General features: G+C 35.9%; 17 protein-coding genes. 13 read left to right on the forward strand and 4 right to left on the reverse strand.

Annotated elements, in window-relative coordinates:
* Window positions 1-73 precede the first annotated feature (73 nt).
* Together LO754_RS08760 and LO754_RS08765 are read left to right on the forward strand one after the other, a co-directional pair.
* Window positions 74-697: a LysE family translocator gene (locus LO754_RS08760; protein WP_069511372.1), complete on the forward strand. Its 624-nt coding sequence runs from the start codon at window positions 74-76 to the stop codon at window positions 695-697.
* Between the two features lie 14 nt (window positions 698-711).
* Window positions 712-1,509: a DUF1835 domain-containing protein gene (locus LO754_RS08765; protein ID WP_231786044.1), complete on the forward strand. Its 798-nt coding sequence runs from the start codon at window positions 712-714 to the stop codon at window positions 1,507-1,509.
* A 137-nt stretch (window positions 1,510-1,646) separates the two neighbouring features.
* Here the strand turns inward: LO754_RS08765 and LO754_RS08770 are convergent, their stop codons facing one another.
* The gene (locus tag LO754_RS08770) at window positions 1,647-2,549 is read right to left on the reverse strand and encodes a LysR family transcriptional regulator (protein WP_231786045.1); all 903 of its coding nucleotides are present in this window, start codon (window positions 2,547-2,549) and stop codon (window positions 1,647-1,649) included.
* A gap of 301 nt (window positions 2,550-2,850) precedes the next feature.
* Between LO754_RS08770 and LO754_RS08775 the strand changes: the two genes are divergently transcribed.
* The 3 genes from LO754_RS08775 (at window position 2,851) to LO754_RS08785 (ending at window position 6,121) form a co-directional block, all read left to right on the forward strand.
* Complete coding sequence (locus LO754_RS08775) at window positions 2,851-3,603, forward strand: alpha/beta hydrolase (protein ID WP_024363503.1); 753 nt, start codon at window positions 2,851-2,853, stop codon at window positions 3,601-3,603.
* Window positions 3,604-3,980: 377 nt separating this feature from the next.
* On the forward strand, window positions 3,981-5,330 hold the full coding sequence (gene brnQ, locus LO754_RS08780; protein WP_025219255.1) for a branched-chain amino acid transport system II carrier protein: 1,350 nt from the start codon (window positions 3,981-3,983) through the stop codon (window positions 5,328-5,330).
* Between the two features lie 158 nt (window positions 5,331-5,488).
* Window positions 5,489-6,121, forward strand: coding sequence for a LysE family translocator (locus LO754_RS08785; protein WP_231786046.1), 633 nt, complete (start codon window positions 5,489-5,491; stop codon window positions 6,119-6,121).
* 56 nt (window positions 6,122-6,177) lie between these two features.
* On the opposite strand, the gene LO754_RS08790 is transcribed toward LO754_RS08785, so the two are convergent.
* Window positions 6,178-6,936: an SDR family oxidoreductase gene (locus LO754_RS08790; RefSeq protein WP_231786047.1), complete on the reverse strand. Its 759-nt coding sequence runs from the start codon at window positions 6,934-6,936 to the stop codon at window positions 6,178-6,180.
* Between the two features lie 153 nt (window positions 6,937-7,089).
* Between LO754_RS08790 and LO754_RS08795 the strand changes: the two genes are divergently transcribed.
* A complete protein-coding gene (locus LO754_RS08795; RefSeq protein ID WP_024363507.1) occupies window positions 7,090-7,668 on the forward strand; it encodes a TetR/AcrR family transcriptional regulator in 579 nt (192 codons plus the stop codon).
* Between the two features lie 92 nt (window positions 7,669-7,760).
* Here the strand turns inward: LO754_RS08795 and LO754_RS08800 are convergent, their stop codons facing one another.
* Together LO754_RS08800 and LO754_RS08805 are read right to left on the reverse strand one after the other, a co-directional pair.
* Window positions 7,761-8,948, reverse strand: a complete 1,188-nt coding sequence (locus tag LO754_RS08800) for an ABC transporter permease (RefSeq protein ID WP_231786048.1) — start codon at window positions 8,946-8,948, stop codon at window positions 7,761-7,763.
* A 58-nt stretch (window positions 8,949-9,006) separates the two neighbouring features.
* Window positions 9,007-9,588: a TetR/AcrR family transcriptional regulator gene (locus tag LO754_RS08805; protein ID WP_024363509.1), complete on the reverse strand. Its 582-nt coding sequence runs from the start codon at window positions 9,586-9,588 to the stop codon at window positions 9,007-9,009.
* A gap of 220 nt (window positions 9,589-9,808) precedes the next feature.
* On the opposite strand from LO754_RS08805, the gene LO754_RS08810 reads away from it, so the two are divergent.
* The 7 genes from LO754_RS08810 (at window position 9,809) to LO754_RS08840 (ending at window position 16,826) form a co-directional block, all read left to right on the forward strand.
* Window positions 9,809-10,123 carry a helix-turn-helix transcriptional regulator gene (locus LO754_RS08810; protein WP_231786049.1) on the forward strand — a complete coding sequence of 105 codons (315 nt, stop codon included), beginning with the start codon at window positions 9,809-9,811 and terminating at the stop codon, window positions 10,121-10,123.
* 29 nt (window positions 10,124-10,152) lie between these two features.
* Window positions 10,153-10,683, forward strand: a complete 531-nt coding sequence (locus LO754_RS08815; RefSeq protein ID WP_024363511.1) for a DUF2812 domain-containing protein — start codon at window positions 10,153-10,155, stop codon at window positions 10,681-10,683.
* Between the two features lie 12 nt (window positions 10,684-10,695).
* On the forward strand, window positions 10,696-11,601 hold the full coding sequence (locus LO754_RS08820; RefSeq protein ID WP_024363512.1) for an ABC transporter ATP-binding protein: 906 nt from the start codon (window positions 10,696-10,698) through the stop codon (window positions 11,599-11,601).
* Window positions 11,579-12,829, forward strand: coding sequence for an ABC transporter permease (locus LO754_RS08825; protein ID WP_231786050.1), 1,251 nt, complete (start codon window positions 11,579-11,581; stop codon window positions 12,827-12,829). The genes LO754_RS08820 and LO754_RS08825 overlap by 23 nt, the downstream gene beginning before the upstream one ends.
* Before the next feature lie 502 nt (window positions 12,830-13,331).
* On the forward strand, window positions 13,332-14,501 hold the full coding sequence (locus LO754_RS08830) for a toxic anion resistance protein (RefSeq protein ID WP_231786051.1): 1,170 nt from the start codon (window positions 13,332-13,334) through the stop codon (window positions 14,499-14,501).
* Window positions 14,502-14,780: 279 nt separating this feature from the next.
* Window positions 14,781-15,368 (forward strand): glycerol-3-phosphate responsive antiterminator, encoded by a 588-nt coding sequence (locus LO754_RS08835; RefSeq protein ID WP_108030549.1) that lies wholly within the window; start codon window positions 14,781-14,783, stop codon window positions 15,366-15,368.
* 165 nt (window positions 15,369-15,533) lie between these two features.
* Window positions 15,534-16,826: an ABC transporter substrate-binding protein gene (locus tag LO754_RS08840; protein WP_231786052.1), complete on the forward strand. Its 1,293-nt coding sequence runs from the start codon at window positions 15,534-15,536 to the stop codon at window positions 16,824-16,826.
* The last annotated feature ends 21 nt before the right edge of the window (window positions 16,827-16,847 follow it).

Consider the following 16,847-nt stretch of genomic DNA (forward strand, 5'->3'; position numbering starts at 1 on the left):
CGTGTAGTATAATGTAAATACAACCATTGTAATTATGGTTTTTTCTAACAAATAGCGGGGGAGAAGGGGAAAATTGGAACTTTCGTCGTTACTAGCTTTTTTAGGAGCAGCCATTATTTTAACTATAATGCCAGGACCAGACAATTTATTTGTCCTTGCACAAAGCATTACACAAGATAAAAAGGCTGGAATTGCGACTTCACTAGGTTTATGTACGGGCTTACTGGTACATATCGGAGCTGCAGTTTTAGGTATCTCAGCCATTGTCTATCAATCGACCGTTATGTTTTCGATTGTCAAATTTGCAGGGGCTGCCTATTTATTATACTTAGCATGGCAATCATTTCGAGCGAAGAATGATGCATTTACATTGGAGCACCAAAATATTCATACGTTCGCTTTGCTATATCGAAAAGGAATTTTAATGAATATCTTAAATCCAAAAGTTTCTTTATTTTTCTTAGCACTATTGCCACAGTTTGTAAATCCGTTACTTGGACATGTGGCGTTACAAATGCTTATTTTGGGTATGGTATTTTTAGTGCAGGCACTGATTCTATTTTCATTAGTTAGTGTTTTTGCTGGGAAAGTAAGGGAAATAATTATAGGTAAACCTACTATTGCAAAACGCCTGAATATCGTACAGGGTGTACTATTTACATTTATCGGTATAAAAATCGCACTTAGTAAACAATAAAAGGAGGAGATTGTATGGCTATTTTACATATTACCTTTAGCTTGTCTACACAAGGGTCCATTAAACACGCGATTCGACAAAACCATTTACAGCGGGAAGAGTCAGTGATTTGTATTCATGATAATTTCTCTATTGTCCCACTTACAAGTATGGAAGAGCGAAAAAATTGGTTGGATACACATATTTTTAAGGATATAGAAGAACAAGAATTATATGAAGACATCCACAACAAGTGGACAAAAGCGATAGCTGGCATCCCATGTGATCTGGATGTTTGGATTTGGTATAGTCAAAATACGCATGAAGAAATTGCTTTACGTTATGTGATGAGTGAGTTTGTCAATAAATGCAGCATGGTATTTGGTATAGATGCGACGGCTGGTTTACAGCGCATACAACAAGACATGACCATTCGTTATACCGGTGAGTTATCATCGGATATGTTAATGAAGTTACGTCCAGAAGCGAAGCGTTTTACAATTGAGGAGTGTCAGCGTCTAGCTAAAGAATGGGACGAGCTCAAGCGAAATCAAAGTATATTGCGAGTTTGGCAAAATGGTATTGTTCATGTAGAAGAGAGTGAGTTTGATATAAATATTATTAACAGTGCAAAATATTTACAAGCTAGCAACAAGGAGCAATGGCTTTCACCAGTGAATGTTATCGGGCAAATGGTAAATATAACGGACGACTATATAAATGAAACATTTATTGAAAATCGATTACTCTACTTGGCTCAACAAGGATTGTTTGAAATAAGCGGTGACACAACGGATATAAATGCATATAAAATAAACTATATCGGGCAATAAGGTAATCGTAAAAGAGAAAAAGTGTTAGATTGATTTGAAGTCAATCTAACACTTTTTTGTTATGTTGTTGTTCGCATCTTACTTTTTGAGCAGAGGTCACCCATCTTTTTGTTCCTTCATTTTGAGTGCCAGCCTCTTTAGTCGGGTTCTCTCGAAGAGCCCATCTTCTCATAATAATCAAGAACAAATTGCTGGAATTGACGTGCGGACGGTGGGAGGTAACGATTTTCAATCCAAGCCATTCCAATTATGCGTTCACATACCATATCTTCAACATGTATTTTTACAACCTTATTTGGATTAAGATCTTCATCATCAGGTAGGAGGGATACCCCTAGACCGGCTCCAACAAAGCCTGCAACGGTAGAGACCTCATCACCTTCATACGTAATTTTAGGCTTAATGCCCGCAGCACTTAACAGTCGATCAGCAGTACGGCGTAATGCATAGCCTTTTTTCATAAGGACAAAGTTTTCATGTTCTAGTTCCTTCATCGTTATACTTTTACGATTGGCTAGATGATGATCGATGGGTACCATGATATAAAGCTCATCTCTCCATAGTTCTTTCCAACAAACAGGTGGTTCTGTATCAATCGCTGCAAGCAAACAAAGATCTAGCTCACCTGCCAGCAATTGTTTAAGCTGTGAGTGCGAATAGTTTTGTGTGAAATGAAAGCGGATATGCGGATGTTGCTGACGAAAGGCGCGGATCAAATCAGGAACAATACTTGTGCCAAGTGTATGTAAGAAGCCTAGTGACACATCTCCAAGCTCAGGATTATTGAGTTCCTGTAATTCTAAAACAGCTTTTTCATATTCTTTACGCATACGTTGCACACGGTATAAAAACAATTCTCCGTAGCGATTTAGCATGATTGAACGTCCTTGGCGGTCAAATAAAGGAACACCTAATTCCTCCTCAAGCTTTGCAATCGAACGACTAAGTGCAGGCTGTGAAATCGCTAAAACATCTGCTGCACGTGTCATATGTTCAAGCTTCGCTACTGTTGCAAAATATTCCAATTGTTGCCATTCCAATTTCACTCACCTCTAATAATAGTATGGATATTAGTTACCTGCATTATAACGGTAAAAGGATAGGAAGTATAGGCAACTTGGGAAAATTTTAAATGGTAGCTCATCGGAAATTAAACAAATGAATTTTTTACATTTAGAAGTACCTCTAAAGGGTGATTACAGAAGGCATCAACCTTACACCATTCATGCATAAAACGTATCGAAACGATAAAAACTATAAATTGTACATTATGAATAAAGGGTGTTAAGATAGACACATAAAATACACAAATACAAATTTCCGTGAAGGGGATATTATAAAATGAAGTTATCAAAGCCGCAACCTCTAACAATTGAGGGAGGCAAAAAAGCCGTACTATTACTGCATGGATTTACAGGTAGCACAAAAGATGTGAAAAAGCTAGGGGAATTTTTATCCAAACGTGGTTATACCGTTCATGCACCTATCTATAGTGGGCACGGGGTAGAACCGGAAGCCCTACTAGAAACAAAACCTGAAGACTGGTGGAACGATGTAGTAGAAGGCTACAACTTCCTAAAAGATAAAGGATATGAAGAAATTGCAGTAGTTGGTATTTCACTTGGCGGAGTTTTTTCATTAAAAGTAGCAGAGCAATTTCCTGTTAAAGGAGTTGTTGCCATGTGTGCGCCGATAACACGTGATAGCTCAAAAGGATTATTTACACGTTTATACAATTATGCAAGACTTTACAAACACTTTGAAAACAAGTCCAAAGATCAAATTATTTCTGAACTACACGAATTACGTATTTCACCAAAAGATTCTTTAGATGGCGTAACACGCTTAACAGAAGAAACACGTGAAGATTTACCTGCAATTAAAGCACCAACTTTAGTATTGCAAGGATTACTAGACGATGAGCTATATCAACAAAGCGCTCCGTTTATTTTAGATACAGTTAAAACAGATGATAAAGAAATTATTTGGTATGAAAATTCTGGTCATATTATTACGTTAGATAAAGAACGTGATAAAGTGTATGAAGACGTGTATAATTTTTTAAACCATATAGAGTGGTCTGTTGCAAACTAAGAGCTGTCGTCTGACAGCTCTTTTTATTTGTTAATTTTTACTTAATAAGCTAGGAACTGTACTATTAGCATGTATCTTAGAAAAAACTATTGTTTTTATAATAAATGCCTGTTACCATAATGAAATTGTAGTGAAAATTCATTCGATTTAACTTATTTCAGCAAAACGCTTTATTTTTATTAGTGATGAACGAATGTGATAAAATCACTGAATTGCGTAGGGGGTCGAACTCTAGCTGTAGTAAGAGAAGCTTCATTGAATATCTTCCATTCTATATGGAGCATTTCGAGCAAGCTCGAAAAAAATCAGGACGCAATTACGCTAAAACGTAATTGATTATTTGCTATAGTCAAACACATCTAAGGAGTACATCAATTATGCAAAAGAAAATACCTTTTTCTACATATGCAGTCATTGGAACGATGCTATTTGGACTGTATTTTGGAGCAGGAAATCTAATTTTTCCAATTCAACTTGGACAACTAGCAGGGACTAACTTTTGGTTTGCCCTTGTCGGTTTTTTAGTAACGGCAATCGGGTTACCGTTTTTAGGTATTTTAGCGATTGGTTTATCGGGCAGTAATGGACTGCGTGATTTAGCGAGTCGTATTCATCCTTTATTCGGCGTTATTTTTTCATTAGCGCTATACTTAACAATTGGTCCTTTCTTTGCGATTCCAAGAACGGCAACAGTGCCATTTGTCGTTGGTTTTGAACCGTATATTAATGCGGAACATACAACCATGTTACTTGCGTTGTTTAGCTTTATATTTTTTGCCATTGTCTATTATTTCTCGTTAAATCCAGCGAAGATTATGGATTATATCGGTAAGGTGTTAACACCAGCCTTTTTAGTTGTCTTATTTATTTTAATTATTATTAGTATTGTAAAGCCGATGGGGCACTTCCAACAGCCAATCGGTGACTATATTCAATCTTCCTTTATGACTGGCTTTAAAGAAGGTTATAATACAATGGATGCACTAGCATCGCTAGCATTTGGTATTGTAGTTATCAATGCCATTAAAAATGCAGGGATTACAGATCGTAAAGAAATTGCTAAGGCAACATGGAAATCAGGCATCTTTGCGATGGCACTAATGACGTTAATTTACGGACTTATTACGTATATGGGTGCATCTAGTATTGAATCTATTGGAACATTTGACAACGGTGGTTTAATTTTCGCAGCGGTTGCGGATCATTATTTTGGCTCATTTGGTGCAATTTTATTAGCGGTCATTATTGTGCTAGCTTGTTTAAAAACGAGTATTGGCTTAATTACTTCTTGTAGTGAATTTTTCCATGAAGTGTTTCCAAAGGTTAGCTATAAAATGTTTGTTCTATTATTGTGTGTCGTGTCCTTCTCTATTGCGAACTTTGGTTTAAATAATATTATACAATTTGCTATTCCAGTGCTTATGTTCTTATATCCACTTGCAATTGTTCTGATTTTACTTGCTTTAAGCTCTTCGTTATTTAACAATAAGCAGGCTGTATACGCATCGGCTATGTTTTTGACGTTTTTCGTTAGTCTAATCGATGGCTACAAAGCGCTTGTTATTAGTATTCCTGGAGCACAATTAAGCTTGTTAGACACAGTAGAGCAACTATTTTCCGATGTTTTACCACTATATGATATCGGTTTAGGTTGGATATTACCGGCTATGATCGGTGTTGTGATTGGCTTGATTTTGCCTTCTAAACAAACGAAAATCATTCACTAGTTTTGTCATTTTAGTGATTTACTTAATAAAAAAGTGTTAGATTGAATGTCAATCTAACACTTTTTCTTATTTTTATATACGAAAATAATATATGCAGAAAATTTATTCAATTTAATTTATAATGTTACTTATGATTGTGATAAGGAGAAGGTGAGCAAATGCACGAACTTTGGATGTTTACAGTAGTGGCGCTAATGATTGTTATGGTGCCTGGAGTAGATTCACTACTAGTTTTAAAAAATACAATCGTACATGGCAAAAAAGCAGGCTTTTTTACAATGCTAGGGATTGTTCTAGCACTACTAGTTTGGACAACTTTAGCAGTACTTGGCCTTGCAACGATTATATCAAAATCAATGGTCGTATTTTTAGTCATCAAGTATGCGGGTGCAGCTTATTTAATTTATTTAGGCATTCAATCATGGCGTGCAAGGGCACAAAATATGATGTTGCAAGAAGAGGTTACTATCAAAGAAAATGGAGAAAAAAATGTGCCGCTTAGTTGCATGACACAAGGCATTACAACGGACTTATTAAACCCAAAAACATTGTTATTATATGTAACATTAATGCCTCAATTTATTCAACCAAATTTTAATATTAACGCGCAATTAATAGTGTTAGCAGGCATTTTAATTGCCTTATCCATTGTTTGGCTAGGCATTGTCATTCTTGTGATGAATGTAATTCGCAAATGGTTTATGAAGCAGACTGTACAAGCAATGTTTAATAAAATAACAGGTGTAATGTTAGTAGGCATTGGTGTTCGCATTGCCACTGAAAAAGTATAGGAAAATTGAAAAAAAGCACGCAATGGTCAATTGCCATTGCGTGCTTTTTATTACCCTTAGTAGGCAGTCCAACCACCATCTACGGCAATAACCTGACCATTTACAAAGCTCGCTTCATCTGAACCTAAGAATATAGCAAGTTGGGCAATTTCTTCTGGTTGACCAGCCCGAGGGTTAATGGCTAAGCCAAGTGCCTGACGAGCCGCCCCGACTTCACTCATATTGGTCATTGTTGAGCCAATGTTAGTCATAACAGCACCTGGTGCAATCCCATTGCAACGAATATTTTGATTGGCATACATAAAAGCTGTATTTTTTGTTAAGCCTACGACGGCATGTTTAGAGGCAGTGTAGGCAGCGCCTGCGCGAGCACCATAAAGTCCGCCAGCAGAAATATTATTTACGAAGACCCCATGCCCTTGCTCAAGGAAAATTTCTGTTGCCATACGCATAGAGCGCATAACAGCTGTTGTATTGACAGCAAATACTTTATCCCAACGCTCATCGGAAATTTCACCGACAGGCTCCATACCATCCATAATACCCGCGTTGTTAACTAAAATATCTAGTTTACCAAAATTGTTTTTGGTCTCATCAAATAAGCGTTGCAAGTCTTCTGCTAGAGCAACGTTTGTTTGTATAGCGATAGCTGTGCCACCAGCCGCCTGAATACCATCCACAACAGCTTGCGTACCATCTAAATTTAAATCTGAAACAACGACTTTCGCACCTTCTTTAGCATAACCTTCTGCGATTGCTTTCCCCATACCTGATGCTGCACCTGTAACAATTGCTACTTTATTTTCTAATCTCATGTCAAAAGACCTCCTATTCTAACGATTAATTATTGAACATGTGTTCATTAAAATATTATAATATCCGTGTAAGCGATTTCAATACGCAGAATTCGTAGAACTGTTCAGTAAGCAACACATTTAAAAAAATTGTTTAGTAAGGGGTAGAAAAAATTGACCGTGAACGATTTACGAGTAGTCAAAACAAAGCAGGCGTTACATAATGCATTGCTCACGTTGCTAAGTGACAAACCGCTAGAAAATATATCGATTGCTGAAATATGTCGTGTGGCAAAAGTGAATAGGGGGACATTTTATTTACATTACGAACAAAAGGAGAAGTTGTTTGAAGAATATTTTCAGGAAATTGTTGAGGATTTATATCATGCTTATGAGGAACCTTATCGTGCAGCATCGACTATTATTAAAAACGAGCTAGATCCAAATACGATCCAGATTTTTCATCATATAGAGCGTTTTAAACTATTTTATCGCATTGTTTTTTCTAAAAATGTTCCGCTAACCTACTATTATATGTTGTTTGATGAAATACAATCGTTACTAAAAAGAGATTTAGCGCAAAATAAAATTGGGGAAATAAAGACGGATTTTTATAGTGCTTATCAAGCAAATGCCATAATTGGCATAATAATTGAGTGGTATCGGCATGATTTTGTGGAAAGTGCCAGTGAACTAAACAAGCAACTCGCTGCCATTTTACGTTTTGAAGAAAATAGTGGAAATAGCCATTAAACTTTGGGAAACGCCACTATACTTGAAATAATCATAAACTAGCAAAAAAATGTTAGATTGAAAGCCATCAATCTAACATTTTTCTCTTTTGTTCAATTATTGAGCTGTAGGACTTTAGGTTTTTTAAGTGCAACTGCTATGATTGCGATTGCTAGTGTAACAACGATAATCATACCTAATGCACTGCTATTACTTATCAAGCTTTCAGTGTTACCGCCAAAAATAATTGTATAATAACCGTCAGCACCGTATGTCGCTGGCAAAAGAGAAGCGACGCGATGGTAAAAATCTGAAAGCATCGCATTCGGTACGAGGACACCAGATGTAACAAGTTGTAATGACAGTGCACAAATATTAAAGATCATGCCAAGATTACCAAATAGAATAACAAAAACTTGTGCTAAACATAGGAAAGCCCAAAACATAAACGCTTGGAAAAAATAAATAGTGAATAAACTTTCATCACTTGAAATCGCAAATAGCTGCATTAAACCAATTGTTAGTAAGGGCAAAATAAATGCAACAGCAAAATTGAGCAGTTGCCGTGCAAAGAATAAAGACCATTTCGAAACGCTATCTTGAACCATTTGGGCTGCTTGTTGGTGTTGCATAATCATCACCATCGCACCAACAAATGAAGAAATAATCACCATTAACGGGACGAAATTCGCAGCAAACCCTTTCGCATCATTTGTTTTAATAATAGTCGATTCAACGATACGATCTTTTACACCCATAATGGTTGTCGTGACAGTGTCCTGAACAAGCAAGGCGCTATTTTGTTCCATTGGAAGTTGAGAAAATTGTTGGGAAAACGCCTTGACAATTTCGCCTTGCTGTACAGGATATAACTGATGATTAACTTCATTTGTAGTCTGTTTTGCTACACCCTCCATCATTGTTTTGGCAAGGCTTGCGTTCGCTTGATTAATAAAATAAATAATGTTTGCTTCTTTACCTGCTTTGAGCTGAGCAGTGAATTCTGCTGGTATATGAATAATCATATGAATATAACGGTTTTCCAAATCCTTTTCCGCCCTCTCGATGGAGGTAAAATCTTTTGACGCAAAGGGCAATGACTTTTTAAGCCCATCTATCACTTCTTGCCCAAAGGCAGCATCTTCGCTAATATAGCCGATTGTTAAGTTATCTGTTCGATCATTTATGCCATCATATGCAGTCATCCAAATAGAAAAGAATATTAATTGAAATGCAATTGTAGCGACAATGCCAATATAGGTTTCACGAATCTTAAATAATGCTTGTAATCCTTTTGTCATATCCTCTTATTGCCTCCTAATAAGTAAGTACTTGCTTGCATAGTAGGAAAAATTTTTTCTAGGAAGTTAAGCCCCTAGAAAAAATTGCAACACTTGTCTTTATTAATTCTTCTGTTGGAAGGGTAGAAACGATTGTACCTAATCGAGCGCGTGAAATAAAGTGACCAAAATTAAGGGCTATAAGAGAGAGTGCAGCCGCTTCAAAGTTGACCTCACGAATTTTTCCTTTATGATGCATTTCCTTAAAGTAATGTATTAGTTCATTTTTAAAGAGTAAAGGAACATTTGCTATTTCAGCATTTATTTCAGGAAATTGCATCGATTCCTTAAAGCCAATCATCACAAAGTCCTTGATAGACATCATATACTCGAAATATTGCATTGAAAAGCGGGTTAAATCCGTTTCTAAATCCCATGTAACCTCTTCACGCATTGTTTTTTGCAAAATTGGGTTGTAAGAAAATTTGTCTACAATCGTTTTTAAGAGCCCCTCCTTATTGCCAAAATGGCGAAAAATAGTGACTTCATTGACCTGTGCTAAGTCGGCGATTGCCTTTGTTGTGGCTGCGGTATAACCTTTTTCGCTAATTAATTGTAAGGCTGCATCTATTATGCGTTGTGCTGTTTCTTTTGTTGCCAATAAACTAAGTCCTCCTATGCAAGTAGTTACTTACATGCTACCATGCACGATTTAGATTGGCAATAAAAATAAATCGCTAAATTGTAAAAGAGGTTGGTATTTAAATTATTATGCCATACTATTCTATTATCGTTGTTGACAACTATATCGGACGTTGATATATTTTAATTATATCGTCAGTCGATATATTGTTAGACGATATATTGAGGGAGGTTTTAGTATGACACAGGAATATCCTCCATTAACTGAGGGTGTTTATTATATTTTGTTGGCATTATTTGAGGCGCGTCATGGCTATGGCATTATGCAATTAGTTGAAGAAATGAGTAAAAGTAGTGTTCGTCTTGGCGCAGGTACTATATACGGAGCTATCAAAACATTGTTGGAGCGACAATGGATTGAGGCACTAGAGGATGATGGACGCAAGAAGGAATATATAATTACAGAAAATGGAAAGAAAGTGGTTGATTACGAAATTTTGAGATTAAGGGAACTTTTTGACAATGGTATCCGTATAACGAATGGAAAAGCTTAAAAGCGCATTTGCATGTAGGAGGTGTTGACATGAAAAAAATTAAATTTCGCTTTTTTTTAGATTATGAAAAAGAAGAGGCATGGGTAAATGATTTGGCTGCACAAGGATGGCATTTACAAAAGAACATAATTAGTTTCTTTGTATTTGAACAAGGCGAGCCAGGAAAGTATATTTACCGCAATGAATTAGTTGAAGGTAAAAAGAAAGATTATTATGAATTTTTGGAATCGATGAATATTGAATGCGTTTCTAAATTCGGCGTTTGGGCATATTATCGAAAAGAAGCGATCGATGGGGACTTTGAATTATTCTCAGACGCACCTTCTAAAATACAATATTTAAAATCAATCACTAGATTGTTTATCCCAATTGCGTTGCTCAATATTATCATTGGCATTTTTAATATCATTACGGGATTTACAGCGTCTCCAGTAGCGTTCATGTCTATTAATCTTGGCATCTTGAATATGGTGATGGCGCTGCTAATGTATGTACCGATTCGAAAAATTCAAAGACGTAAAAAGCATTTGGAACATGATTTACATATATTTGAGGGGTAGGGAGGATGAAAGATGACATTACAATTACAGCATGTCACAAAAAAATATAAAGATTTTACAGCGGTTGATAATTTAAATTTCACTATTGAGAAAGGTGAAATTTTCGGGCTCATTGGTCAAAATGGGGCGGGCAAAACAACGACTTTTCGTATGATTTTAGATTTACAGGAAACAACTGCTGGTACGATATCATGGAATGGAAAGCCTGTCAATTCGATTAACCGAGATGTACTTGGTTATTTACCAGAGGAGCGTGGGATTTTTCCTACGATGAAAGTAGAGGACCAATTATACTTCTTTGGAGAACTGCGAGGCATGAAAAAAGCAGCGCTTAAAAAAGATATTGATTTTTGGATTAGTCGTTTTGAGTTAGAAGAGAAGCGTAAAGATAAAGCAGAAACACTATCAAAAGGCAACCAGCAAAAAGTACAGTTGATTGCAAGCTTTATTCATAAACCCCAATTTTTAATTTTAGATGAGCCTTTTAGTGGTCTTGACCCAGTCAATAAAGATTTACTAAAAGATGCTATTTTACTACTAAAAGAACAAGGTACAACTATTTTATTTTCAAGTCACCAAATGGATAATGTGGAAGAACTTTGCGATCATTTATGTTTACTAAAGCGGGGCGTCTCTTTATTTTCTGGCAGTTTATTAGATTTAAAGAAACAATATGGGAAAACAAAGCTGTCTGTGCGTAGCAATTGGTCTACTACGGAATTACTTCAGCTCGAAGGTGTGAAAGATGTGCGTGTAGAAAAAGAGCAAACAGTGTTATTGCTTGAAGATGAACGTTTTGCAGAAAGTATTTTCCAACAGTTGTCAGCGGGCAAATATATTGAAAAATTTAGTTTAGATTATTTAACATTGGACGAAATCTTTAAAGATAAGGTAGGTGGTACTGTTGTCGAAGTTTAGTTTGTTAATGAAGCAATTATACAAATCAAAATTAAAATCCAAATCATTTATATCAATGACCCTTCTATATGTAATTGCGATGTCCGTTGCTATTTTTTGGTCGGATATTAAGGAGCTTTTTACAGGCGATGATGAGGCGCAGCAAATTGCAATTGTTAATGATACGAGCGCAGATTTAAGCGGCATTTTTGTGTCCAATAGCGATATGACATTTATTCAGGAGGAATCAAATATTAAAAAGTTGGAACAACAAGTCAAGGACGGGAAGCTCGCCGCACTTATTGAAGTAAGTGATCAGAACGGTCAATTGCATGCGGAAATTTCAACATTTCAACCGTTAAAACTAAATGATCAATCGACGATATCATCTTTATTGCAATATGCAGGTCAGCATTATGCTGTGCAAAAGCTATCTCTAACTTCAGAACAAGCGGCACAAATTATGGCAGCAAAAACGGTTATTTCAAATAAAAATTTAAATGCAGAATCTACTGGCGGAAAAAGCGAGGAAGAAAAGCAATCAGGGCTTTGGGTATCCTATGCTGTCGGTATTTTAATTTACTTCTTTATTTCTACTTTCCTATCAATGATTACAACTGAAATTGCTTCTGAAAAAGGCTCACGTGCGATGGAAATGCTATTAGTAAGTGTGAAACCAGCAACACATTTTAAAGCGAAAATTGCAGGTGTTTTGCTACTAGCTTTGACGCAAATGGGCATCATTGCAGTAGTTTTCCTTATCTATGCAAAATTCGCGAAAAACGGTGTGATTTGGGAAATGGCGACAAGCATTGTGAAGGAGCTATCAGTTGGCTATGTGTTATATGCGATGCTATTTTTAGTATTAACAATTATTTTATATTTAATAGTCGGTGCATTATTCGGCTCATTAGTATCGAAAGTAGAGGAAGCAGGTCAAGTATTGATGCCTGCAATGATGATTACATTAATCGGTTTCTATGTGATGCTTTCAGGTATTGGCAATCCAGATACAATTATTATTAAAGTATTCTCTTATATTCCGTTCACTTCTGGAATGGTGATGCCAATGCGTATTGGTGCAACGGATATTGGCATGATCGAACCATTACTGTCCCTTGGTATTTTATTGGTGACGATTATTGTGGCTTATTTATTTAGCTTATCATTCTATAAACGCAGTGTCTTAACGTATAGCACAGGCGGCGTAATTCAAAAGTTTAAAACTGTTTTAAAAGTAACAACATAATGATGGAAAGCAGCTATTTACATGTAGCTGCTTTTTTAAATAATATAAAAAACGTTGATTTCCGTTCCATGCGCTCCCTTTTTGCAAGCACGGCTCCAACTATTTTTTGCGGCGGACGCCACAAAAATGGATTTTCCACTCGTGCTGTACCTGCTGGAGTGTCATGCTTTTCACTGCAATAATTTCCTTCTACACATAGAGTAAACGAGGGAACATTCATAAAAATACACCATATTTATTGTAGTCAGCAGTCTGATAGTTACTAGGATGTGACTATTTTCGACATCAATATACTAATTTTTAGAAAAGATGTAAGGTGAAATGAAGAATCAGTCGAATTTTTAGTTCAAACAAGCTATAATTTGGAGAGTAGTCATTTTGTTGAAGATGCGATAAGTGTCGCAATCTAACTTAACTTTCACGTAAACGCTTGAGATAGATGAAACTTTTTCATCTCGTAATCGTATGTAATAAAAGAGATAAATCGCAGGGGGTATTACTTATGTCTGAAATGAACAACGACTTGTTAAAATCAAAAGATCCATTCGCAACCGAAAATCCACTGCTACAACCTAACCCGTTGTTGCAGGCTGAATCAGTACAAACACCGACACTTATTTCTGAACAAGAGTTATCACAAATTGCACAAAATCAACTGGCTTTAAAGAAAGATCCTGAAGTGCATGCACTTGCGCAAAAAATTGATGTGAAAGACCAAATCGCCATGTTAGAGCTAGGCAAAGAAACAGCGAATGGTATTTCTACATTTTCAGATAAAATGTTGGCAACAATGAGAGCTAGCAAACTTGAAGAATCCAGTGTCTTATTAAATAATTTAAATAAAGTAATGGATAAATTTGACCCGCAAGATTTTGCGGAAGAGAAAAAAGGCGGCTTCCTGACAAAGCTGTTTAGTAAAGGTAAAGAACAATTAGAAAGATTTTTATCGAAATATGACAGCATGAATAAAGAAGTCGATGTCATTTACCGTGAAATTCAAAAATATGAAGTTGAAATGAAACGAAATACAATCGACCTAGAAAATTTATATGACCAAAATTTAAACTATTTCCAAACATTAAGTAAATTTATTGCAGCTATTGAAGTCAAGGCAGAAGAAGTACGTTCAGCCTTACCTATGTTAGAGCAAAAAGCGCAAACAGGTGACCAACTAGCAGCTATGGAATTTGAAACGATGCAACGTGCTGTAGAATTATTGGAACAACGACGTTATGACTTAGAAATGGCGCAGCAAGTATCATTCCAATCGGCACCGCAAATTCGCTTAATGCAACAAGGTAATAACCATTTAATCGGTAAAATCAACTCAGCCTTTGTTACAACAATTCCAATTTTTAAACAAGGTCTAATTCACGCTGTAACATTAAAGCGTCAAAAGCTAATTTCAGATTCTATGAGTGAGCTGGATCGTCGTACAAATGAAATGCTTGTTCGCAATGCTGAAAACATTAGTAAAAACAGCGTCAATATTGCCCGTGCCGCAGGTAGCCCAAGCATTAAAATTGAAACGATTGAAACAACATGGCAAACAATTATGGCAGGCATTCAAGAGACAAAACAAATTCAAGCAGAAACAGCAAGAAATCGCGAAGTAGGCCGTAAACGTATTGAAAAACTACAACTTGAATACGAAAAACTTAAAAAAATGTAATAATAAAACAGAAGACTGTAGACAAACTTGTACAAAATTCAAGTTTGCCTACAGTTTTTTTATTAGCAATTTGAAAGATAACATAGTCCGGGATTTTAATAATTATACGATATAAAAAAACCTTTTAACTGAATTAATTAGCTTGGTTATAAAATTCTAATCCTTTAATTTGAGAATAATAGAGGTATGATTTTTCTTAATATTTTGTAAAGAAACGTATTGAAATGCTTATAGACATCTTGTTACCTTTATAATGCTTACTAAGAGGAGGGATAGTTGATGTATAAAATATTTCAAGATCGACTTGCTGATAAACAGCTTGTTGCTGCTATTAAAGAGCCAAAAGCGATTGAAGCTGCATTAAAGTATAAAGACAATATTAGTGCTGTTATTTTAATGATGGGCGATATATTAAATGTCAAACATTACGTACAACTTTTTCATGATGCAGGATTACCAGTAATTTTACACGTTGAAAAAATTGGGGGTTTACAGCTAGATCAATATGGCATTGATTTTGTGAGTAAAGTCGTTAAGCCATTTGCGATTGTTACAACAAAAGCAAATGTCATTAAGCGAGCGAAGCAACAGAAAATTTTTGTTATTCAACGTATTTTTCTAATAGATACAGAGGTGTACTATCAGCTTGAACAATCAATTCATCATACAGCAGCAGATATGATAGAAATTATGCCATGCCGAGCTCCAGATTTTATACATAAGTTAATTCAGGTGACAGATAAACCTATTATTACTGGAGGTCTATTAGATAAGGTTGAATATGCTGAAGCCGCATTAGCACATGGCGCAAATGCTGTCACAACATCGAATGTGAAATTGTGGAGAAAACCGATTAACAAAAGATAAATAATTAATTAATATTCTCGACATATTAACTTAATTATTTTCCATTATAGTAAGAATCATAAAGTAAATAGTAATAGGCGTATATCAGAGAGGCCGCAAATTGTCATTTTTTATTGACTTTTTGCGGTCTCTTTTTTATACCCTGTCATTCGAGGAGGAGAGAAAATGAAGTTATGGTCAAAAATCGGATTACTATTTTCTGCTATATTGATACTGGTAGCATGTGGAAATAGTGAAGAATCCAGCAGTTCAAAAAAAGATGGTAAAACAAAAATTGAGTATTGGCATGTAAATGCTGAAACACAAGGCGGACAAACAGTAGCAGAGTTAGTGGAAGAATTCAATGCTCAAAGCGACACAGTGGAAGTCGTAGCAAAGTATAACCCCGATTTATATAAAGGGTTAATGCAAAATTTACAAGCTGAAGTGGCTGCTGGTTCTACACCAGCAATTGTACAAATTGGTTGGGCATTCTTAGATTATTTCTCAAACAACTTTTCTTACGTAACACCCCAAGAGGTTATTAATGCACATTTTGAAGAAGATAAAACATTTTTAGAAGATAATTTTTTATCAAATATTATGGACTTAGCAAAAAATAGCGAAGGTTCTCAAGTAGGGATTCCATACTCATTAAGTACACCAGTTCTTTATATTAATCGCGACTTATTAAACGAAGCAGGCTTACCAACAACAGGTCCTACAACGTGGGAACAATTGGAAGAATATGCAAAAGTCATTTTAGATAAAACAGGTAAATACGGTTTCTATATGCAAGAACCTGCTGATAACTGGGCAACGCAAGCTTTATTAGAAAGCAATGGCGCGAAAATTATGACTGATGGAAAAGCAAGTTTTGCTTCTGAAAAAGGAATTAAGGCTTATTCATTATTAAGAGACATGGTAGTAGAGGATAAGACAGCTTTACATATCGGGTGGGACCAAGGTATACAAAGCTTTATTGATGGTAACGTAGCGATGCTTTATACAACTATTGCACAGCGTTCTAACATTCAAAACAATGCCCAATTTGATGTAGCAGCTATTAAATCGCCTACTTGGGAAGGGAAAGAAGTAAAGTTACCTGCTGGTGGTGCCATGTTAACGATTACTGCACAAGAGGAACAACAACAAAAAGCAGCTTGGGAATTTATGAGATTCTTGTACAGTGTTGAATCAGTAGCAAAGTGGACAAAAGGTACTGGTTATGTACCAGCACGTGAGGGAGTAGCGGATGCAGAAAATGGGTTAAAGCCATTCTTAGCTGAAAATGAAATGATGAAAGCAGCAATCGATCAAATGTCAGGAGTTGTACCTTGGACCTCCTTTCCTGGAGATGCAGGTTTACAAGCAGAGCAATTATTATTAGACGTGCGAGATCAAATTCTTAGTGGTTCAGTAAGCGTTGAAGAAGGACTTACATCGACTGAAAATGCTATTAATGAATTGTTGAAATAAAGAAAAAAGACAGTGGATTGA

Origin of the sequence: Lysinibacillus sp. GJ-1 (assembly GCF_021166035.1) — a bacterium.
GTDB lineage: Bacteria > Bacillota > Bacilli > Bacillales_A > Planococcaceae > Lysinibacillus > Lysinibacillus sphaericus.